At 64.5% G+C, this 20,748-nt stretch carries 20 protein-coding genes and 1 pseudogene; 11 read left to right on the top strand and 10 right to left on the bottom strand.

What is annotated here, in order from left to right; all coding sequences use genetic code 11:
* Nucleotides 1-108 precede the first annotated feature (108 nt).
* Both ACT6QH_RS00320 and ACT6QH_RS00315 read right to left on the bottom strand, forming a co-directional pair.
* Entirely contained in the window at nt 109-1,773 is a 1,665-nt protein-coding gene (locus ACT6QH_RS00320) for a type IV secretory system conjugative DNA transfer family protein (protein ID WP_023512661.1), read from the bottom strand.
* Entirely contained in the window at nt 1,770-2,075 is a 306-nt protein-coding gene (locus ACT6QH_RS00315; protein ID WP_020821017.1) for a hypothetical protein, read from the bottom strand. Before ACT6QH_RS00315 ends, ACT6QH_RS00320 begins: the two co-directional genes overlap by 4 nt.
* Nucleotides 2,076-2,346: 271 nt before the next feature.
* On the opposite strand from ACT6QH_RS00315, the gene traA reads away from it, so the two are divergent.
* Together traA and ACT6QH_RS00305 are read left to right on the top strand one after the other, a co-directional pair.
* Entirely contained in the window at nt 2,347-5,949 is a 3,603-nt protein-coding gene (traA, locus tag ACT6QH_RS00310; protein WP_024269998.1) for a Ti-type conjugative transfer relaxase TraA, read from the top strand.
* Nucleotides 5,950-5,960: 11 nt separating this feature from the next.
* The gene (locus ACT6QH_RS00305; RefSeq protein ID WP_006473465.1) at nt 5,961-6,719 is read left to right on the top strand and encodes a DUF6118 family protein; all 759 of its coding nucleotides are present in this window, start codon (nt 5,961-5,963) and stop codon (nt 6,717-6,719) included.
* 19 nt (nt 6,720-6,738) lie between these two features.
* Here ACT6QH_RS00305 and ACT6QH_RS00300 read toward each other — a convergent pair whose 3' ends face one another.
* The 4 genes from ACT6QH_RS00300 to ACT6QH_RS00285 form a co-directional block, all read right to left on the bottom strand.
* Nucleotides 6,739-7,305, bottom strand: a complete 567-nt coding sequence (locus ACT6QH_RS00300) for a TetR/AcrR family transcriptional regulator (protein ID WP_444972829.1) — start codon at nt 7,303-7,305, stop codon at nt 6,739-6,741.
* A gap of 10 nt (nt 7,306-7,315) precedes the next feature.
* Nucleotides 7,316-8,827: an MFS transporter gene (locus tag ACT6QH_RS00295; RefSeq protein ID WP_049285546.1), complete on the bottom strand. Its 1,512-nt coding sequence runs from the start codon at nt 8,825-8,827 to the stop codon at nt 7,316-7,318.
* A 319-nt stretch (nt 8,828-9,146) separates the two neighbouring features.
* A complete protein-coding gene (locus tag ACT6QH_RS00290) occupies nt 9,147-9,458 on the bottom strand; it encodes a TrbC/VirB2 family type IV secretion system protein (protein WP_444972828.1) in 312 nt (103 codons plus the stop codon).
* Nucleotides 9,459-9,497: 39 nt separating this feature from the next.
* Entirely contained in the window at nt 9,498-10,295 is a 798-nt protein-coding gene (locus ACT6QH_RS00285; protein WP_444972827.1) for a lytic transglycosylase domain-containing protein, read from the bottom strand.
* A gap of 182 nt (nt 10,296-10,477) precedes the next feature.
* Between ACT6QH_RS00285 and ACT6QH_RS00280 the strand changes: the two genes are divergently transcribed.
* Nucleotides 10,478-10,891, top strand: coding sequence for a hypothetical protein (locus ACT6QH_RS00280; RefSeq protein WP_444972830.1), 414 nt, complete (start codon nt 10,478-10,480; stop codon nt 10,889-10,891).
* A 161-nt stretch (nt 10,892-11,052) separates the two neighbouring features.
* Here the strand turns inward: ACT6QH_RS00280 and ACT6QH_RS00275 are convergent, their stop codons facing one another.
* A complete protein-coding gene (locus ACT6QH_RS00275) occupies nt 11,053-11,958 on the bottom strand; it encodes a hypothetical protein (RefSeq protein WP_444972826.1) in 906 nt (301 codons plus the stop codon).
* A 250-nt stretch (nt 11,959-12,208) separates the two neighbouring features.
* Here ACT6QH_RS00275 and ACT6QH_RS00270 point away from each other — a divergent pair.
* Nucleotides 12,209-13,135 (top strand): annotated as a pseudogene (locus tag ACT6QH_RS00270) (aminotransferase-like domain-containing protein); the annotation flags it as partial.
* A gap of 9 nt (nt 13,136-13,144) precedes the next feature.
* Here the strand turns inward: ACT6QH_RS00270 and ACT6QH_RS00265 are convergent.
* The 3 genes from ACT6QH_RS00265 to ACT6QH_RS00255 all read right to left on the bottom strand — a co-directional run bounded on the left by ACT6QH_RS00265 (nt 13,145) and on the right by ACT6QH_RS00255 (nt 16,474).
* Complete coding sequence (locus ACT6QH_RS00265; protein WP_444972825.1) at nt 13,145-14,173, bottom strand: agmatine deiminase family protein; 1,029 nt, start codon at nt 14,171-14,173, stop codon at nt 13,145-13,147.
* Between the two features lie 332 nt (nt 14,174-14,505).
* Nucleotides 14,506-15,861, bottom strand: coding sequence for an IS1380-like element ISPme1 family transposase (locus ACT6QH_RS00260; protein ID WP_012112698.1), 1,356 nt, complete (start codon nt 15,859-15,861; stop codon nt 14,506-14,508).
* 76 nt (nt 15,862-15,937) lie between these two features.
* Nucleotides 15,938-16,474: a uridine kinase family protein gene (locus ACT6QH_RS00255; RefSeq protein WP_444972824.1), complete on the bottom strand. Its 537-nt coding sequence runs from the start codon at nt 16,472-16,474 to the stop codon at nt 15,938-15,940.
* Nucleotides 16,475-16,615: 141 nt separating this feature from the next.
* Between ACT6QH_RS00255 and ACT6QH_RS00250 the strand changes: the two genes are divergently transcribed.
* The 7 genes from ACT6QH_RS00250 (at nt 16,616) to ACT6QH_RS00220 (ending at nt 20,443) form a co-directional block, all read left to right on the top strand.
* Nucleotides 16,616-17,182, top strand: coding sequence for a recombinase family protein (locus ACT6QH_RS00250; RefSeq protein WP_006473455.1), 567 nt, complete (start codon nt 16,616-16,618; stop codon nt 17,180-17,182).
* A gap of 99 nt (nt 17,183-17,281) precedes the next feature.
* Nucleotides 17,282-17,497 carry a ribbon-helix-helix protein, CopG family gene (locus ACT6QH_RS00245; protein ID WP_020817828.1) on the top strand — a complete coding sequence of 72 codons (216 nt, stop codon included), beginning with the start codon at nt 17,282-17,284 and terminating at the stop codon, nt 17,495-17,497.
* 500 nt (nt 17,498-17,997) lie between these two features.
* Nucleotides 17,998-18,570, top strand: a complete 573-nt coding sequence (locus tag ACT6QH_RS00240; RefSeq protein WP_234781629.1) for a helix-turn-helix domain-containing protein — start codon at nt 17,998-18,000, stop codon at nt 18,568-18,570.
* 277 nt (nt 18,571-18,847) lie between these two features.
* Nucleotides 18,848-19,117 (top strand): CopG family ribbon-helix-helix protein, encoded by a 270-nt coding sequence (locus tag ACT6QH_RS00235; RefSeq protein ID WP_006473479.1) that lies wholly within the window; start codon nt 18,848-18,850, stop codon nt 19,115-19,117.
* Nucleotides 19,114-19,419, top strand: coding sequence for a type II toxin-antitoxin system RelE/ParE family toxin (locus ACT6QH_RS00230; RefSeq protein WP_006473480.1), 306 nt, complete (start codon nt 19,114-19,116; stop codon nt 19,417-19,419). The genes ACT6QH_RS00235 and ACT6QH_RS00230 overlap by 4 nt, the downstream gene beginning before the upstream one ends.
* A 67-nt stretch (nt 19,420-19,486) precedes the next feature.
* Complete coding sequence (gene parA / locus ACT6QH_RS00225; protein ID WP_021316632.1) at nt 19,487-20,110, top strand: ParA family partition ATPase; 624 nt, start codon at nt 19,487-19,489, stop codon at nt 20,108-20,110.
* Between the two features lie 36 nt (nt 20,111-20,146).
* On the top strand, nt 20,147-20,443 hold the full coding sequence (locus tag ACT6QH_RS00220) for a hypothetical protein (protein ID WP_006473490.1): 297 nt from the start codon (nt 20,147-20,149) through the stop codon (nt 20,441-20,443).
* The last annotated feature ends 305 nt before the right edge of the window (nt 20,444-20,748 follow it).

The raw sequence follows: 20,748 nt of genomic DNA, 5'->3' as shown, positions 1-20,748 counted from the left end.
GCCGCGCCGGCCCGGAGGCGAACGCGCTCCCCAATAGCGCCGTAGAGAGCCGGAGGGCCGTTCGTAACAAAGTCCCGGCGCTATGCGCCGGGTCCGCTTCTTGTCACGTCAGGCAGCGTCATACAGCCCCCGGAACTCTGCATCGGCATAATAGGCGAGCTTGCCGGCGACGATCGGCCGTTGCCCGGCGAGGAACAGCAATTCGACATGCTGCGGCAGGTTGCGGACCTCATCGGGGGTCAGCAGCGGGCGGGCCGTGTGTTGCTCGCCGTAGGAGATGCCGGATTTATCGGAATCGAGCGCCCGGCTCATGGTCTGGAACACAACGGTTTCCTGCCCGAGCAGATCGGAGACAAGCCGGGCGCTGTCGTGATCGTTGACGCCGAACACCTGTAGGACGCCGGCATTTGACAGGAAGGTGCCGGCGCGTTGCCCGTAGGTGGCGCGGAGCTGGTGAACGTCTTGCAGGATCGGCCAGAGCTGGACGCCGTAGCCGGCCATGAGGCCCATTGCGCGCTCGACGGGGGCCAGATGGCCGAGGGCGGCGAACTCATCGAGCAGATAGAGGACCGGCACGGCCGGCTTGGCGGGATCGCGGGCCATGTCGGTGAGGCTTTGCGCGACGAGCAGGCGCAGCCAGCGGGAATAGGTGGCGAGCCGATCGGGCGGCAGGACGAGGAACACCGAGACGTTGCGGCGCTTGAGATCGGCAAAGCCGAAATCGGATCGGTCGAGGACGGCGACCATGCGCGGGCTGTCGAGGAAATGGGTATGGCGCTGCGCGGCCGAGAGGACGCCGGCCGCCTCGCGGTCGGATTTGCCGAGGTGGCGGTTTGCAGCGCGGGCGATCAGGCCGGAGGCGGCCGTTGATGCCTGCATGTCCTTCAGGAGCGCCGCGAAGGCTTCAGGGGCGAGGGTGAGATATTCGCGCAGGGTGGCGAGGTTCCGCCTGTCGCGCGGCGCGCTGGCGGCAATATGGAGGATCAGGCCGGCAATGAGCGCCTTGGCTTCCTCGTTCCAATGCGCTTCGCCGGCCATGCCCGGTTCATCGAACACGAGGGCGTCGGCCAAGGTGCTTGCATCTTCCGCGACATCGAGGCCGGCCGGGTCGAGCTGGTCGAGGGGATTGAAGGCGGCCGAGGGCTGGCCGGTGACGCCGAAGGGGTCGAGGACATGGACCGGGCCGAATTGCTGGCGGGCGCGGCCGGCGATCTTGGCATTTTCGCCCTTGGGGTCGATGCAGATCACGGAGCGGTCGGCGGTGAGCAGGTTGGGGATGATGGTTCCCACCCCTTTGCCGGTGCGCGTCGGTGCCATCGTCAGCAGATGGGCCGGGCCGTCATAGCGCAGGAGCTTTCCGGTCTTGCCGTCGCGGCCGATCAGCAGGCCGGAATCGGCGCGGGCGAGGGCGGCGGTTTCCTTGTCGGTGGCGAAGCGGGCCGAGCCGTGGGTTTCGCCGTCCATATCCCCGAAATGGATAATCAGCGGATTGGTGAGGAAGCGGAAGGCGAGCGCCAGCAGCACCAGCAGCGTGACGAGATCGAGCAGGAGAACCGGAACCGAGCCGACGCGAAAGCCGATTTGTTCGAGAGCGAAGCGGCCGCCGAAGCCGACGACGAACAGGACGATAACAAGGAGGAACAGAAGCCCGAGAAGCGGTTTCCAGATGCGGAAAGGTGCGGCGAGCAGAGCGACGAACGCCCATAGCGGATCACGCGCGGCCTGCCGCACCATGTTCTTGAACGCACCCCATGCAAGTCTCGCCTGACTCATGCGGCCGTCCCCCCGGCGCTGCCTGTCGTCTCCCCGGCCGGCGCGTTGTCGATCAGGTCGGCAAACAGTTCCTTGTCACCGGGGCGCGTCAGGAAGTCGGGCAGCTCACGCTTGAGCCATTCGCCCAAGCGCCGGGAAAATTCTTCATCCTTGCCGTGTTCGAGGCGATGCAGGACGAGCGCGCCGAGCAGCACCTTGCGGCGCGTGTCGTTGGCGCGTTCCTGCTTCGACAGACGGGCCTTGAGCGTGGCGCGCTGCGCATCCAGTTCGGCCAAGCGTTGTTCGATCGTTTTGCGCGCCATTCCTCAAATCTCCTTTTCCGGTTGTTCGCCTAGACTATCATTCCCGACCGTCTTTTCCAGCGTTTGCCTGTTGCGCTTGAGTTTTCAGCGGTTTTGCAGCACAATTCCGGCCTCAGTTCATTGCATCGACCTTGCCGCGAGCGCCACACCGATCAGCGAAAGAGCGTAGCGATTGAGTTGAGAAGGGCGCACTTACGAGTTACTGCGTAACTCAGCGCGCCGCCAGCTTGGAGGCTGGCGGGAAAGGCGGAAACGGGATCGAGGCAACGGGTTGGCAATCTACCATTTCAGCATGAAGCCAGTTTCGCGGGCGGGTGGCCGTAGCGCCGTCGCCTCAATGGCTTATCGTGCCGGGGAGAAGCTGACCAACGAGCGCGACGGGATCACGCACGACTACACGGCCAAGCAGGGTGTTGAACATGCCGAGATCGTCTTGCCGGAAGGCGTGAACGCCGATTGGGCGCGGGATCGGTCGGACTTGTGGAACGCCGCCGAATTTGCCGAGAAGCGGAAGGACGCTCGCGTTGCGCGGGAGTTCGAGATTGCCTTGCCGCATGAGCTTTCGGCCGAGCAGCGGCTAGAGGCGGCGCGGGAGATGGCGCAGGAGCTGGCCGACCGCTACGGCGCGGCCGTGGACTTCGCCATTCATGCGCCGCACGAGGCGAGCGACGTTCGCAATCACCATGCCCATTTGCTTATGACCACGCGGCAGGTGACGGAGGGCGGGTTAGGCGACAAGACCTATCTTGAGCGCGAAAACAAATGGCTGTTGGCGCACGACCTGCCGACGACCGATATGCAGCTCCGCGACCTTCGCCAGAGGTGGGAGGGGATCGCCAACGAGCGCCTTGCGATGGCCGGGCTAGATATTCGCATTGACCATCGTTCGCACATGGAGCGCGGGCTAGAGATCGCGCCGACCGAGCATATGGGCGTCCATGCCACGCAGATGGAGCGGCGCGGCCTCGACGTGTCGCGGTCGCGGCTGGACGAGGAAGCGGCCCGGCGCAATGCCGAGCTGATCCGAGAGAAGCCCGAGCAGGTTCTAACCCTCATCACCGGCGAAAAGAGCGTGTTCGACCGGCACGACGTTGCGCGGGCGCTGCATCGCTACATCAACGACGACCCGCAGGAGTTCCAGAGCGCCTTTGCGAAGGTGATGGCCTCGCCGGCGCTGGTCGAGTTGCAGCCCGAGCGCGCGGACCCGGCAACGGGCGAGATCGAGCTTGCGCGGTATTCGACGCGGGAAATGGTCGAGATCGAATCCGGCATGATCGAGAGCGCGCAGCGGATGCACGGCGCGCATGGTCATGGCGTCGATCGCCGGCATGTCGAGCGGGCGATAGATCGGCAGGACGCCGCCATTCAGCGCAGCGCCGGCGATGCTTCCGCCCGGCTGTCGGACGAGCAGCGCCGGGCGATCGAGCATATCACCGGGCCGGAGAGGATCGCGGCCGTTGTCGGTTATGCCGGCGCTGGCAAGTCCACCATGCTCGCGGCCGCGCGCGAGGCGTGGGAGGCCGAGGGCTATCAGGTCCACGGCGCGGCGCTGTCGGGCAAGGCGGCCGAGGGCTTGGAGGAATCTTCCGGCATCCAGAGCCGCACCCTCGCGTCATGGTCCCGCGGTTGGGAGAACGACCGCGGCACACTCGGCCGCGGCGACGTGTTCGTGATCGACGAGGCGGGCATGGTCGGGAGCCGCCAGCTCGCCCGCTTCGTTGGCGAGGCCGAGGCGCGCGGGGCGAAGATCGTCCTTGTAGGCGACCATGAGCAGTTGCAGGCGATCGGGGCGGGCGCACCGTTTAGGGCGATCACGGAGGAAATCGGCCATGCCGAGCTGTCCGAGATTCGCCGGCAGCGCGTGGACTGGCAGCGGGAGGCGTCGGTTGACTTCGCCACGCACCGGACGGCCGAGGGGCTGGCGGCCTATCGGGATCGCGGCAATATCAGCTTTGCCGAAACCGGCGAGGACGCGCGGGGCCAGATCGTGCGCGACTACCTTGCCGATCGCGACGAGCGCCCGGACGGCACCCGCGTAGCGATGGCGCATCGCCGGGCCGATGTTCGCGCCATCAACGACGCGATCCGGGCCGAGCTACAGGACCGGGGCGAGCTGGCGCAGGGCGAGGACGCCGGCGCGCTGACCTTCCAGACCAATGACGGCAAGCGGGAGTTCGCGCCCGGCGACCGCATCGTGTTCTTGGAGAACAACCGCGACCTTGGCGTGAAAAACGGGATGCTAGGCACGGTCGATCATGTCGAGCCGGGCCGCATCATTGCCACGCTCGACGGCCGGGGCGGCGATAGTGTTTCCGTGCCGATGGGCGATTATCAGGCGATCGACCACGGCTATGCGACGACGATTCACAAAAATCAGGGGGCGACGGTGGACCGCGCCTATGTGATGGCGTCGGGGACGATGGACCGGCATCTAACCTATGTCGCCATGACCCGGCATCGTGACGGGGTGCAGCTCTACGCGGCACAGGACGAGTTCACCAATGCCGGCCGGCTGGTCGAGCATGGGGCCGCGCCCTATGAGCATGACCCGCAGAAGTCCGACAGCTATTTCGTGACGCTGGAAAACGACAAGGGCGAGCAGCGCACCCTATGGGGCGTCGATCTTGAGCGCGCCATGAAGGAGGCCGCGCCCGAGATCGGGGAGAAGATCGGCCTACAGCATGAGGGTTCCACCCCCGTCACCTTGCCGGATGGGACGCAGACGCACCGCAACACATGGAAGGTTCAGGACGCCGGCGAGCTGGCCTATAGCCAGCTAGAGCGCCGCCTGTCGCGGTCGGGCGTGAAGGAAACGACGCTCGACTATACCCGCGACTTTGCCGAGCGGCGCGGGATCGCGGAGCAAATGGGCGTCCGCAGCGAGATCGAGATTCCGGCCGAGCGCACCGGGCTACGTGCGGAACGGGAGTCGACGGCCGGGGATCATGCCCTTGATCGGAGATCCTCGCAAAAAGTTCGCGCGGATCTCGCGCAGGATCTTCGTGCAGATCCGCGCGAGGATCTCGCCGGCGATCGACAGCAGCGCCAACGGCCGTTCGAGGGCCTGAAACTCGGCCGCCGCGCCGCGCCCGAGAGCCGCGAGCCAGACCGCGCCGGCGCGGACGGCCCGCAGATCGACCAGAAACGGCCGCAGCAGGCCGAGAAGCAGCGGCGCGGTATGTTCGCCGGCCTCAAGCTCAATGCGCGTCCTGCCCCCTCACAGGAGCGCACAGAGCGGCCGGAAAGGGAAGGGAGCTTGCGGCAGGCGCCTGCGCCCGACCGGCTGGCCGAGCGGGCGCGGGGGCAGTCGCCGCTTGAGGCCGCCGTTGACCGCTATTCGCGGGCCTATCAGTCGATCGACCAGCACCGGCGCGAGGGCTTGCCGGTCCTCGACATGCAGCGGCAGGAAATAGGCGATGCCGGCCGGCAGCTCGACCAGGTGCAGGGCGGCATGAAAGATTTGCTGCGCTCGACGTTGCAAAACGACCCGGCGACGGTGCGCGCCATGACCGAGCTTTCCGGCCGGGAGCGTGTCGCGCAGGTTATCGACGGGATGAAGCGCGAAAACGCGGCGCTGCAAGACCCGAATATCAGGGCCGAGCGGTTCGTTGAACGCTGGCAGGAGCTACAGGGCCAGCGCCGGGAGCTTCGCGGCTGGCAGCACGACGATGCCCGCGCCAAGGTCGAAAGCCAGATGAACGGCATGACCAAGAGCCTTGAGCGTGACCCGCAGGTAGATTCCATCCTGCGCAATCGCCGTCAGGAACTCGGAATCGGGCAGCAGCAGCGCCGGGGGCAGAGCATCGCCCACGAGCTGCAAGAGGAAATGTCACGCAGCCGGCAACTTAGCCGGGGCATCGGTTTGGGAAGGTAGGCACGGAGAATATGGCGGAGCTGGACGACGACAGGGAAGGAATCGAGCCGGAAGCACTGGACGAGGACGCCGGCGACCCGGCCGCCGCGTTCGACGCGCTCCGGCGCACGATCGAGACGCAGGGCGCGCAGATCGGCGCGGAAATGACCGTGATGCGGCGCGGGCTGGAAGCGGCTTTCGACCAGCTCGAAAAGATCGAGCCGGCGCAGGACTACAAGCCCCAGCTCGCCCAGCTCGTGCAGGCGCTCGACAATGTTGCGGAGCGGCTGCACGGCGTAGAGCAATCGCCTATTCTCCGGCAGGGTGCGACACACTATGCGGCGCTCCTCGAGCGCAGCGGCGAGGCCCTGATACGCACCGCCGCGCAGCAGCTCGAGCGGCAGGCGTCCGACCTCGAGCGCGCCGGCCGGAACCTCGCCGCTCATACGAAAAGCGCCTACGACCGGAAAAGTCAGGATTTCCGCATATGGATGGCCGGCCTTGTCGGGCTGTTCGTCGGCATATTCCTGATTTTGCTGTTGCCGCGTTTCCTGCCCTTCTCGGCCGACACCCATGTTGCGGCGACCGTCATAGGTCAGGACCGATGGAACGCCGGCGTCACCATGATGCGGGTGGCCGATCCCCGAAGCTGGCGCGGCGTGGCCGATTCCTCGCAGCTCGTGCGCGACAATGCCGAGGCGATCGGGCAATGCGCCGAGGCCGCGCGCACGGCCGGTTCAGATCAGCAATGCACCATCACCGTGAAAGCGCCGGCAGCACCGGCGCAGTAGGGTTGTGGGGGGACACCAGTTATTTCGGGAGGTTTTCTTCCGCCTCAACAGGTCCGGCGGCCATCGCGACGAGGCGCGCCGCGATACGCTTGCGCAGTTGCTCGGGGAGCGGGCGCGACGACAGCGCCTCGTGAATCCACAGCCCATCGGCGGCAAGGCGCGAAATGAACCTGTCCAACTCGGCAGCGTCGTTTCCAATCGGCGCAGGAGGTGCCCAGCGGTCGATGACCTGTTGCCACAGATCGCCAAGCTGCCGATTGTCGGAGCTTTCCAGCATGAGCAGCAGTTCGACCCGCCGGGCAGCTCTTGCGCAGGTGTTGATGTAGGCGGCGTGTCGTTCGGCGTCTGTCGCCCTGTCCGAGGTGTTGCCGGCGCTCGCTTCCAGCTCCTGTTCCCATGAGCGAGTCAGATGCTCATGGGTGGCGAGGATCAGGGCTTCGCGCGACGGGAAATGATACAGAAGGCCGGCGCGTGTCATGCCGGTTTCGAGCGCTACGGCGTCGAGGGTGACGGCGGTGAGGCCGTCACGCTCGATGATGCTCACAATGGCTTCAAGCATTTCGAGGCGCTTGCTGGCTCTCGCCATGTCGGCTTCCTTAGTGTTGTGTGGGATAGGCTGACGATTGCGAGCCGGGACCGTAGCGCCGCAACAGGATGCCGGTGATCAGGGCACCCACGGCCAGAACACCCGCCGCCACGTACATGACGACCGTATAGGCGTGGTCGAATGCGATTCCTGCCGCTTGACGCACGACAACACCATCGGCCCCCGCCTCGTTGGCAAAGACCAGCGCCGACGCCATGCTGTCGCGGGCCGCTTCCGAGGTTCCGGCGGGGAACACGACGTTGACCGTATAGAGGTAGGCCAAAAGACTTCCGAGAATTGTGACAGCGAACAGACTGCCAAACTCGTAGGACACTTCCTCGACCGACGACGCCATGCCGGCGCGATGCACAGGCACATTGCCCACAATAGCCGTTGATGCCACCGACATTGTTGCACCTACGCCGGCACCGGTCAGCGCCAGACCGGCGATCAGCCAGCCAAGGCCATGAGTGATGCCCCATGTCGCAAGCAGGACCGCCAGCGATCCCGCCGCAAGCCCGCCAGCTATAAGGATACGTAGGCCAATACGATGCAGGAATGCACCACCGAGCAGCGCAGTCGGCAATGATCCGAGAGCCGCCGCCGAAACCAGCATCCCGGCTTCCAGCGGCGTGAAGCCCGCAACGAGCTGGAAGCGTTGCGTCGTAGCAAGCTGAACACCGCCGATGGCGAACAGGGAGAACGCGGCCGCTAGAACGCCCGATGTGAACGCGGCATTGCGGAAGATCGAGAAGTCGAGCAGCGGGAACGGCAGGCGCAGTTGCCGGCGGACGAACAGCGCTCCGGCGAGGATGGCAACCAGCAGCGAAATAGCGGGGACGGCCCACGACTGCCCGGCATGGGCAGATTCCTTGATCGCGATCACAAAAGCCGACAGCGCCACCAATGCCTGAAACGACGACACCACGTCCCAAGGCTTGGTCGCATCGCCGGCCACCTTCGGCGCAACGATCAGCGCCGAAATGAAGGCAGCGACCACTACCGGCACATTGATGAGGAACACCGACCCCCACCAGAAATGGCCGAGCAGAAAACCGCCGATGATCGGTCCGAGCGCAGCGCCGACGACCGACAACGACCCCCAGATCGCAATGGCGATGTTGCGTTCCCGGTCATCCTCGAAGGTGACGCGGATGAGGGCGAGTGTCGCGGGCATCATCGCCGCCGCGCCGACCGCCAGAAAGGCCCGCGCCCCGATCAGGATTTCCGCTGTAGGCGAATAGGCCGCCACAATCGACGCGACACCGAACAGCACGAGGCCGATGAGGAACATGCGCCGGTGACCGATCCTGTCACCCAGCGTCCCGGTGCCGAGCAGCAGGCCGGCCATGACGAGGGGGTATGCGTTGATGATCCACAACCCTTGCGTTGCCGTCGCGCCAAGCTCGCGCGTCAGGGTAGGCAGGGCCGTGTAGAGGACCGAATTGTCCAGAACGATAAGCAGGAGACCGGCGGCGACGGTCACCAGAAGAACCCAGCGGTTCGAGTGGGCGGCAGGCATGATAGCACCATTCAGTGAGAGTAGCCAAACTTTACAGACAAGTTAGTAAAGTATCAAGCGCCTGCCCGTGAGGAACTTCAGACAATGGCCGACAGCGGGGCTTCGCATTCCGGGGCGCGATCAATTTGTCGCGAAATTCCTGATTTTTGCGACAAAATCGCCGGCGCTGATTTTGCAGGGAAAAATCTGTCGCAAAAATCAGGTGCGAAAGTCAAACTTGTGCGACTGACTTTCGCGACACGTCGCGGCCCGGATTCCGCGCCGCTGCGGACGTGGTGCAGGTTTCAGGATTTGCGCGACATAAGGGGCGCGAAGGAATTTAATTCTGGATCACCAGATCAAAAGACCTTGGCGGGCAGACGCGCTCGAAATAGTAGCTTTCAACATCGTCCCAAACAGCGTGCCACGCGGCTAAAACGGCAATGCCCCAGGTCAATCGACCTCCCCAAGCGAACAGGCCGCAGGCGATCACGGCGAGCGTGGCGAGCGCCGTGGCGATCGAGCCCGTGAAGACCGAGACGAGCTGCTGCAAGGTCGATTGCACGGGCTGAAGGTTGCCGCCCGTTGACTGCGCGAAGGCCTCCGTCGCCGCGATCGACAGAGTGCCCGCCAAGGCCATCAGCTTTTTCATCACGCTTCTCCCTCATCAAATGCCGGCCGTCGCCGGCGGCTAATCGTCGACATGCATGACGAAACCGTCGGTCCATGCGGGGCCGCCGGCCGTCCGTGGTTTGGAATCGGGCTGCTGGATCAGGTCATCGCCGGCCGTGCGGCGCGCCGCCTTGTCCGCGGACGCCGTCCGGGGCAGGGCCGGCCAGGTGTAGAAATCGTTCAGCACATTGGCGACGAAGGCCACGGTCTCGGGATAGGGCGGCAGGCCGCGGCTGCTCAGCATCGCCTTCTCGCCGGCATTGTAGGCGGCGAGGATGAAGATCGGATTCCGGTAGCGGCCGTGCAGGTCGCGCAGGAAGCGCACCCCGCCGCGCACATTGTCGGCGGGATCGCAGAGGTTGACCTTGTAGCCCGCTGCGGTCTCCGGCATGAGCTGCATCAGGCCGAAGGCGCCCTTCTCGGACAGCGCCGTCGCATCGTAGTGGCTTTCGATCTTCGCCACCGACATCACGAAATCCGGAAAGAAGTCCTCGCTGGTCGCGACGGCTTTGACCAAGGCCATCGCGTCGGCCGTGGCCATCGGCTTTGCATCGGGGCAGGGCGTCGCCGCAGAGGCCGATCCGTTGGCGCGCTGAACATCCCGCGCCGGCGGATTGATAGGAATGACCTTGCCATCCGGCGCGACCGCCGCGGTCGGCGCAGGCGCTTCGCTCGACGGGGCGGGCGTCGGCGCGAGCCGCGCCAGCAATCCGCCCCATGGCTGTTCGGTTTCGGCGGCGGACGCGGCGGCGATGCCGGCAAGGCTCACAAAGCCGACGTAGCACGCGCCAATCATCGTTCTTCGCTCAATGATCACCTTGCCCTCCAGTGTCATTGAATTAATAAAATGAGGCAGCCACAGTTGGCAATGTCTTCGGAGGGCAGGAAATGCGTTTATCAGCAGTCTTTCCGATAAATATACTTATGACAGTCATATCTATGACAGTCATATCCGCGCCTAGCGCAGCACAAGCGCAAGACGCTTCGTTCGGATGCAAAGTGTTGCTCTGCGCAGCGTCGTCGAATCCGAGCTGGTCCGGAATCCCCTATTGCGTGCCGGTGATGCAGGAGCTGTTTCACCGTCTCGCGCATGGCGGCGGGTGGCCGAGCTGTCCGGAGGGGCGCGCCAGCAATGTCGGCTATCAGCCTTTTGAGGCGTGCCCGGCCGGCATGACGGCCGTCGGCGCGACGTCGGGCGCCGGGGACAATCAGAGCTATAGTCCGTGGACGCCGAACGAGAACGGCGATCAATGCGCCGATCTGACGAAGCCGCGCACGGAATGCAGTGGCGATGCCGGTTGTCAGACGAGCTACCCGACCGCCGCGCGAGCGCGGCGCTCGGATCCCTATTTCGTCGACATCACCACGGCGAACGGCACGCAGCGCGTCTACTTCTCGCTCGAGGGCTATTGATGCGGGCCCCGGCCTTGCTCCTTGGCGCGGCCTTGCTCGCGGCGACGGCCCGGGCGCAGGACCGGCCCTCGCCCTGGTTTCCCGTGCCGGCGAGCGCCGCCTTTGAGACGGGCGATAGCTGGAGCGCCGGCGGGATCACCTATCGTCTCTACGGCGTCCAGTCATGTCTGCGAGGCACGCGCTTCACCAATGCGCATGGCGTGCAGCACGATTGCGGCGAAGCATCTCTCGCGATGCTGGTGTCGCTGATCCGCGACCTGCGGCCCCAATGCTACGAGGCTGCGTCGATCGCGCAACCGCGCACCTCCTATCAGATTTCTCGCATCAGCACCGGCAGCAACACCACACTGGGATTTGCGTTCTTCATCGGATTTCCCGTGACCACGACTGTCTCGCACATCACCGCCACTCTCGGCTCCAAGCTCCTCAAGAATGCCGACCGCTACTTCACCAACGACGATGCAACCATCCTGGACGAGATGATCCAGAACGCGCGGCGTGCCGGCGCCGGCAAGCTGACCTTTACCGCCGACGGCGTCGACCTCCTCATTTCCGACAATGGCAAAGGCCTTCCCTCGGAGAAGGCCGGCGTCCTGCTTGCCCTGGGCGACAGCAATAACGACGAGCTCGTCGAAACCGCTGAGAATGCCGCCGGACTCGGCTTTTTCTCGCTCGCCAATTTCGACGTCGAAGTCGCGTCGCAGGACTGGAAAATGACCGTCCCGAAAGCCGCCTTCACCGGCGCGGCGACCGCCACGCTCCAGAAGTCGCGAGGCTACAAAGCCGGCCTCTCGATCCGAATTCGTCAGTTCCTGAAGGGTAAGGCGCAGCAGGCCATCGCGCAGCTGATCCTCAACTCCACCCGGTACTCCACCATGGACACCGAACTGGTCGACTTCGAGGCCCCCGTCCTCTTGCAGGAGCCCCGCGACTTCGTCGCAGACCACACCGCCGGGCTGCCGACCGCAACGCTGGTATCGCACGGCGTCACGGTTACGGTCGCGCGCTCTGCCCGATGCAATGGCGTGCAGAGTAAGGTCAATTTCTTCGGAAAGATCATTTCCCACGATCTCCTGAAGGATGTCGCGATCCCCCAGTCGGAGAAAATTGCCTCACTCGACGACCGCGGCAACGTGCTCGAGGAGACGATCCTGAATATCGTCCTCGTCGACGTCCACGACACGTCCAGCCTCAAGCTTCAGCTCCCGCAGCGCCAGGCCTTGATCGAGAGCGAGGGTCTCGTCGCCATCCGCGACATGGTTCGGCAGGCCTATGTGTCGCTTCTGCTGCAGGACGGGGTCGCCAATGGCTTGGACCGGGCTTGCGCCGGCGCCCGAACAACTTTTCGTCGTGCCTGGCGCGAATGCGGCATTGCTGGCGATTCTGAGCAGCCTGGCCAAGCCGGGCGATGCGGTGCTGTGCGAGGCGTTGACCTATCCCGGCACCCGCTCGATCTGCGCGCAGCTCGGCCTCAGCCTGACCGGTCTCGCGATGGATGGCGACGGCCTCGATCCCGAGGCCTTCACCGAGGCCTGCCTGCGCCTGAAGCCGAAGGCGCTCTACCTCAACCCGATCCTGCAGAACCCGACGACGATCACGATGCCGGAGCGGCGGCGCGAGGAGATCGCGGCGATCGCGCGCCGCCATGGCGTGGCCATCGTCGAGGACGACGCTTATGGCTTCGTGCCGCTGGTGGCACCGCTCCCCTTTGCCGCGCTCGCCCCCGAATTGACCTGGCATATCGCCGGCCTGTCGAAATGCCTCGGGGCGGGCCTGCGGCTCGCCTATGTCGTGGTGCCGGATCTCCGCTCCGGTTGGCCCTTTGCTGCGGCCTTGCGTGCCAGCAGCATCATGGCCTCGCCATTGACCGCCGCGCTGGCGACGCATTGGATCGAGGATGGCAGTGCCGATGCGCTGCTCGATTTTCTCAGGACGGAGACATCGGCGCGGCAGCGGCTCGCGGCCGAGATCCTGCCGGTGGGTTGCTATCGCCCCGATCCACTCAGCTTCAATCTCTGGCTGGAGTTGCCGCCACCCTGGACGCGTGCCGCCTTCGTCGGGCAGATGCAGACGGCAGGGATCGGCATCGTCGCCAGTGATGCCTTTGCTGCGAAAGGGCCGGCGCCGGAAGCTGCCCGCATCTGCCTGGGCGGGCCGATCGGCCGCAAGGCGCTCGGCGATGCGCTCGCCTTCATGGCGCATGCGCTGGAGCGGGCGCCGGAAGCCGGCGCCCGCGTGCTATAGCTCGCTCGATCAGCTGACGACGTTCTTGGGCTGCTGCTGTGTTGCGCAATGGATGCCGCCGCCAGCTTCGCCGAGCGGGTCGACATTCAGGCTGACGATCTCGCGGCCCGGATAGAGCTGCTGCAGGATCGTTCGGGCCTTCTCGTCGGCCTTGTCGTCGCCGAACTCCGCGCCGATGACCGCGCCGTTGCAGGCATAGTAATTCACATAGCTTGAGACGAAGTCGCGCGATCGCGAGCGGATGTCGACCGGATCGGGAATGACGACGATGTCTAGCTTGCGGCCCTGAGCGTCTCGCGCTGCTTTCAGGATCTCATAGGTCTGGAAGGCAGCCGCCGACCAGGGATCGCTGCGATCCGGAGTGTCGCCGAGTTGGATCACGACCTGCCCGGGCTTCACGAAGCGGGCGAGTGCGTCGATATGATAGTCGGTGATGTCGGCGCCCTTGATGCCGGGCGCCCAGATCATCCGCTCGGCGCCGAGCGCGTCGAGCAGAAGACGCTCGATTTCGGCCTTGCCGCCTTCGTTGCGATTGCGATTGATCCAGCTGCTCTCATGCGCGATCGCGGTGCCGGCGCCATCGACCTCGACGCCGCCGGCCTCGCCGACGATGCCATTGGCATGGACGGCAAGGCCGAGGTGCTCGCCGACGCGCTTCGCAATCAGCCCATCGTCCGCATGGCTCTGCTTGTTGCCCCAGCCATTGAAGCCGAGATCGGAGACGGCAAGTGGCCTTCCTGCCTGCGATACGGCGAAGGTCGGGCCGGAATCGCGGCACCAGAGATCCTCCGTCGGGATCGGCCAGACCTCGATCGTCGATCCCAGCGCCTTCGCGGCGGCGTCCTGCTGCTCGGGGCGCGCCAGCACGACGACCGGCTCGAAGCGCGCGATCGATCGTGCGATCAGCGCGATGGTCGAGCGCACCTCGTCGAGTGCGCTCTGGCCGCCATAGATGCGGCTGCGCGCCGGCCATTGCATGAAGGTCCGCTCATGCGGGTCGCTTTCGAGCGGCACGCGATAGCCAGAGGGTTTGGTCACTTTCGGTTCCTGGGCAGATGCAGTGTCTGACAAATTGATACGTTGCAGCAACGGCAGTGAGGTCGCCGTTCCCGCTATTTGTAGCAGGTGTCTTCGATTGAGCATTGTGATCCGACATTCCCCAAGTGGCCCGCCGCTTGACTTCAAGATCGCCTGATTTTGCTCGCTGGGCAAGCGTTTTTCGCCCCGAGCGGTGTCTGTCGTCGCGCAAACGGCCGAAGTCGGGTGGATCAAGCCTCGAACCCGCAGCATTCTGGCCCGGCAGAGCCGCTTTTCCGCGCGGCAGACGGACCTGTCCTGCCGCTTTCGTTCAGCTTGGGCATGGATCGTGGTCATGCGCATGACGGAGGCGTTCGAAGACGGCGGATGGCGGCAAGGACGGCCCGCACCATCGGGCCGGTGACGGCGACCTCGGCCAACTGGAAGGTAATGGCGCGGGCGTGGCGGACGACGCGGGCGCCGATCTTGATCAGCTTGAGTTGCAGGCTGGTCAACGACCAGTCCGCCATGGCCTCGGGCAGTTCGATGCAGCGCAGGAAGGTTGCCAGGTTGTAGGCCAGCGCGTGCAGTTGCAGCCGCACCTCGTTGTGCCGGAACTTCCGGCATGACAGCCGCGTCCAGCGAAAGGCATATTTGCCTTCCTTGATGTGCTGCTCTGCGGTGCCGCGCTGGTTGTAGAACCTCACCACCCAGTCTGGCTCCATCGGCAGGTTGGTGACGATGAAGCCGACTTTGGGGAACAGCTCGCCCGGATGCCATTCGATCTTGGCGATGACGCGGCGCGGCTTGTCCCAGGACGCCGCCTGATACTCGAAGTCCTCGAAGAACCGTTTGACCTTGGTCAGCGAAGGCCGTCCCACGGGCCGTGTCAGCCGATGCGCGATCTTCTCGCGCAAGACGGCGTTGGCGGGCAGACGGATGGCGTAGAAGAACCTGGCTTCTTCCAGCCGCATATAGATCGCGGGGATCGCGTAGGCAGCGTCGGCCCGGAAGAAGCGTCCACCAAGGTCGCGGCCAGCATATCGGGCAATGACGGGATCAAGGACATCCCGCCAGCCATCGGCGCTGTGGACATTGCCGTTACGCAGGGCGCAGCGCTCCAGCATGCCAAACTGGTTGAACAAGAAGATGGGGTGATAGCAGGTGCAGTCGAAATGCCCGTTCCAGGCAGCACCTTCCTGATCGCCGTGGGTGGGGCTGACCGAGCTGTCCATGTCCAGCACGATGTATTTCAACCCGTTGCGGTCATGAAACCGGTCGATCCATTGGCCGTTCAGATCGGCCAGCGCCGCCCGGTTCGCGGCCAGAGCCAGCGTCTCGGTCTCGAACCGTCCCATCTGCGATGCCGAAGCAGCTTGCGCCTCGACGGCCCTGCCGCCAACGACCTGACGCATCACGGGATCGAGGGCCAAGCGGTCGGCATCGTTCACATCCTCGTATCCGGCCAGTCGTCCGAACACCGATTGCCGGAACAATCCGTCAAGCCGATGGAGCGTGTTCTTCCCGGTGCGGCTGTCTCGCAGCGCCTCCGACGCCAGATTGGACAGGCCGAGCACGTCATCAAGCTCGCGCATCACCAGCAGGCCACCGTCTGAACTGATCTGCGCACCACGGAACTCCAGACGCACACGGCGGTCGAAATCAACCCGATCTCCCCGCGCCAAGCCCGCACCCTCCAGGTGATCCATGAAACGCGCCCCTCGCAGCCGTCAACGCCATGATTTATATGCGAAATATCACGATTACGACAGCGAAATCAGCGACTTACTTGGAGAATGTGGGTAAAAAGCCCTCCGCGCCCTGTTCGCGCGCAGCAGTCCGTTCATGCCGCACTTTGGTCGGCACATCCACGATCACGGCGAGGTCGATCAAATCCCGAAGGAACGGAGATGCGGAATAAGCTCCTTCGAGCAGAATCGTGGGCGCTGGCGCGACTTCGGTAAATTCGTTCTTGAGGCTGTAAGTGCCATCCGGGCCTAGTCCCTGCATGAAGTCGAAAGCTCGCCACTGTGCAGGTTCCCCCTTGCGTAGAGGCTCTATTGCCTCGCGAACGCGGTCCCACTCAAAAACGCGATTCAACCGCTCCGCCACGGTTTTGTGAGGCCACTCGGATTCGGGAACCTGCGTTTGATAGAAATCATCGAGCGTAACCAAGGCTATGTCGGTCAGCTTCGCCAACCTTGCCGCAATCGTTGACTTACCGGAGCCGCTTCCCCCGTCAAGCGCCACGACAACAGGACGTGCGAGTTCGGCGCGGAGGGCTTCTATTCTCTCAAGTATGTGGAGTTCAGGCGACTTCATTGTTCAACCAATTTCGATGATGCTGCGTTGTCGCAAAAATTCCAAAACCCGCGACAGCTTTCTTGTCGCATAATAGGGATTTCCGCGACGGTTTGCACGAGGTAGATTCCGGGCATGTCGCCCACGAGGAAGCCCCTGCCCTTGCTTATCGGATATGCCCGCGTCTCGACCGACGGCCAGACTCTCGACCAGCAGCGCGCGGCGCTGAAAGCGGCCGGCTGCAAGCGCGTGTTCGAGGAAAAGGCATCCGGCGCGCAGCGCGGCCGCCGCGAGCTGGCGAAGATGCTGGACCATTTGCAGCCCGGGAACGTGGTGACGGTGACGCGGCTTGATCGCCTCGCCCGATCGACGCGCGATCTTCTCGACATTGCTGAGCGGATCGGCCACGCCGAGGCCGGCTTGCGTTCGCTGGCCGAGCCGTGGGCCGACACGACGACGCCGGCCGGGCGCATGGTGCTGACTTTCTTCGCCGGCGTTGCCGAGTTCGAGCGCAGCTTGATCCATGAGCGCACGAGCGCCGGCCGCGCGGCGGCGAAGGCGAAGGGCGTTCGGTTCGGCCGCCCCCCTGCCCTGTCGGCCGAGCAGATCGCACACGCCCGCCAGCTCATCAGCGAGGACAAGAAGCCGGCCGAGGTTGCCCGGCTCTTGGGTGTGCATCGCTCTACCCTCTACCGGGCCATAGAACGCATTGACGTGGATACGCATTGACGCAACTACGTTTAGTCGCCCGGCCCTAGAAGTAGTGCCTTTCTCGCCCCCTTACGCAAAGGGTTGCAGAATCGGGCGATTTCGTCTCTTCATGTAGACATGGCGAGTCGCACCCGAGAACAAGTTAAGCTGGAAAGTGTCCGAAACCTGCGCGCCCGTTGGCGCGCGGAGGGCCGGATTCTTGTGCAGGCCGATCTGCCCGGCGAGCTGGTCGCGGCGATTGACCGCCTGAAGGACGACGCGGGCTTGCGAGGGCGCGCGCCGATCATCGAGGAAGCGTTGAGGTTCTATATCGAAGCGAAGCAAGGGACATAACGGCAAAACGCCCGACCGTTGGCGCGGTCGAGCGTTTTATAGGCCGTCAGACACACCGTAGAGCCGGGGCCATCAAAGTCTCCCCTTATCTACGCTAGAGCACTCCAATTCGCAAGATTGATTCTTGCGGAAACGGGGAAAGCTGTGCCTGCCGTCCGCGCTGTCATGTCCTTCAAAAGGAAGGACGAGGGCATATGTTGAGGACGCACTACGCGGCCGCGATCGGCTGCGCGCGCGGGAACGCGCTTGATGAAATCATGCGGGAGGTTTGGACTCGATACGGCGCGGGCCAGCTCACCGACGACGAGGCCGGCGAGCTTACGACGCTCGCCCATGAGCGCCGGGCCGCCCTGCGGGGATCGGGACAGACCGCGCTAGGGTTGATCTTTCCGCCCCCTGCCCCACGCTGCCCGACACCAGTTCGCCGGCATAGCCATATCCGGGGACGATCGGAGGGCCGCATATGGCGGCCGACGACGCGCAAGGACGTGCAGGCGATCTTGAAGGCGGCCGAAATCTACAACGAGGCCGGCTTGCACGAGAAGGGCGAGCGCAGCGGGCCGCTAGGATCGGTGGCGCTGGACGTGCTGCGGCTGTTCGTCAATCTCATCGACTTCCGCACCGGCCGGCTTGAGCCGTCAATCACCACGATCATGGATCGGCTAGGCCGGTCGCGCGATACGATCGTGCGGGCGCTGAAGAATCTGCGGGCGCATGGCTTCATTGACTGGCTGCGGCGCTATGAGCCGACCGGGAACGAAGGGCGCGGCCCACAGGTGCAGCAGGCCAGCAACGCCTATCGCCTGTCCCTGCCGGAGAAGGCCCGGCAGTTCCTTGGACGGTTCGGCAAGGCTCCACCCCCGCCCGCCGATCATGGACAGGATCAGCGGGCTTGGAGCGAGGCAATCGACGCCTACAAGACCACCCTGCCCCTCGATGAGCGAACGCAGATCGACGCCGGCGATAGCCCGCTAGGACAGGCCCTTGTGCGCATGGCGAAAAACTTCATGAAACGTGAGTCCGATAACCAGACTGAATCCCCATCTGATCTTTATCTAAGAGGCAAAACATAAGCGGTCGCCGCTGTTCGGGCTGCTTACGCAGCCCTGCGGCGGTTCCGGCCCGCGTATAGGCGGGCCGGGAAACGGCACCCCCACTACCTAATCCGCACCGCTCGCGCCTGCGACCAGCGTCCTATGGCTTTCGAGAGGGAGTGAAGGGCAAGGTCGGCGCTTAATTATTTACGTTAATACGTATTGACGTGTAAACGTATTACCTTGATAGAAGGCGATGGCGGCGGCCGGGAAAACGTGCTAGAGTGTACACAATTCAACACACGGAGGCGATTCCATGACCGCCAGCACCACCATGACGATTCGGGTTAGGCCCGATGTGAAAGAAAAGCTCGACCGGATCGCGAACGACACGCAGCGAAGCAAATCCTTCCTCGCCGGCGAGGCCGTCGCCGCCTATGTCGATCGCGAGCTTGAAATCATCGACGGTATCAAGCGCGGCATGGCTGATGCAGCGGCCGGCCGAGTGATCCCCCATGCGCAGGCCGTCGCGGAAATGCGTGAGGTTATCGAGGAAGCGAAGCGCCGGAAAGCCGCGCGCGGATGAGGCCGGTTGTCTGGTCGATTGAGGCGCAGCGGGATAACCTCGAAATCCTGCGCTATATCGCAGAGGACAACCCATTCGCCGCCGAACGGGTCGTGGATGCGATCGAGGACGCCGGGAACAAGCTCGGCGAATTTGCGACCGGCCGGCCGGGGCGGGTGAGCGGAACCTATGAAAAGTCCCTCGCCCGTCATCCCTACATCATCGCCTATGAGCTGCGGGACGTGGGGGGCCGGGAAAGCGTCGTGATCGTGCGCGTCATCCACACGTCGCGCGACTGGCCGGCCGAGGAATGGCCGCACTAGCTTAAAGACGTAGTAACGTCCTTAGCTATATGCTTCAATACGTATTCACGCAAAGAAGGATTGACGCATGAACGTCATTGCGTTTTTGAGCCAGAAGGGCGGGAGCGGAAAAACCACGCTTTCGGTTCATACCGCCGTGGCGGCCGAGGCGACCGGCGAACGGGTTTGCGTCATCGACGCGGACCCACAGGAGAGCGCGACCGCATGGGCGAGCGCGCGGGAAGCCGGAACGCCGATCGTCGCCACGGCGCAGGCCGGGGAGCTGGACGCCGCGCTTAGGGCGGCCGAGGGCGAGGGCATGACCTTGGCCGTAGTGGACGCCCCGCCCCATGCCGCCCCGGCGGCCGGCCAGATCGCCCGAAGGTCGGAGCTGGTCTTGATTCCGGTCAGACCGTCCGCGTTTGACCTCGCTGCGGTCCCGGCCGCCGTCGAGATCGTGGCGGCCGCGAAAGTGCGCGGCGCGTTCGTCCTGTCTGCCTGCCCGTTCCGTGCGCCCGAGATCGGGGAGACGCGCGCGGCGCTGGAAGCCTACGGACTGCCGATCGTTCCCGGCGAGATTACCGACCGGCGCGCGTTCGCCCGCGCCGTCACGACTGGCAGCGCCGTGACGGAGTTCGAGGCCGAAGGGAAAGCAGCGGAGGAAATCCGGGCTTTGTGGGCGTGGATTAAAGGCACGTTAGAACGTAAATAGCTAAATACGTAAGCGCGTATTGAAGGAGCGAAACCTATGGCAAAGAAAGCAACCGGCCTCGCGGCCTTCACCCGCCCGAAGGCCGGCGCGGAGGCCACCAGCCTTGCAGCGATCGAGGACGATCGCCCGGCCGTGGAAATCCCGACGCCGAGGCGAAAGAGGGGAGGGGGCGAGACTGTCGCGCTTACGGTCAAGGTCCGGCGATCGGACTGGCAGCGCCTTCGCCAGCTCGCGGATGCAGAGGGAACGACAATTCAGGCGATGGCCGAGGCCGGGCTTTCGGCGGTTCTGGCACAGCACGGATTGCCGCCGATCGAGCCTTATGCACGTTGATACGTAAATAGCTAAATACGCTAATGCTTGCGCGCGTGGCCCGCCCCCCGGCCGTCCCTACGGCCCTAGATGATGAGAGCGGGCCGGCCGGGGGGCTATCGTCGCGGCCGTGGCGTTTCCCTGAATAGAGCTTGCACCAGGTCGGCGGGTGGATCGCGGCGCAAGCCGCGCCGGCCCGGAGGCGAACGCGCTCCCCAATAGCGCCGTAGAGAGCCGGAGGGCCGTTCGTAACAAAGTCCCGGCGCTATGCGCCGGGTCCGCTTCTTGTCACGTCAGGCAGCGTCATACAGCCCCCGGAACTCTGC

The organism is Haloleucobacter albus (assembly GCF_052492075.1).
The sequence above is the reverse complement of the archived record's forward strand: the minus strand, read 5'-3'. Positions and strand labels throughout refer to the sequence as shown.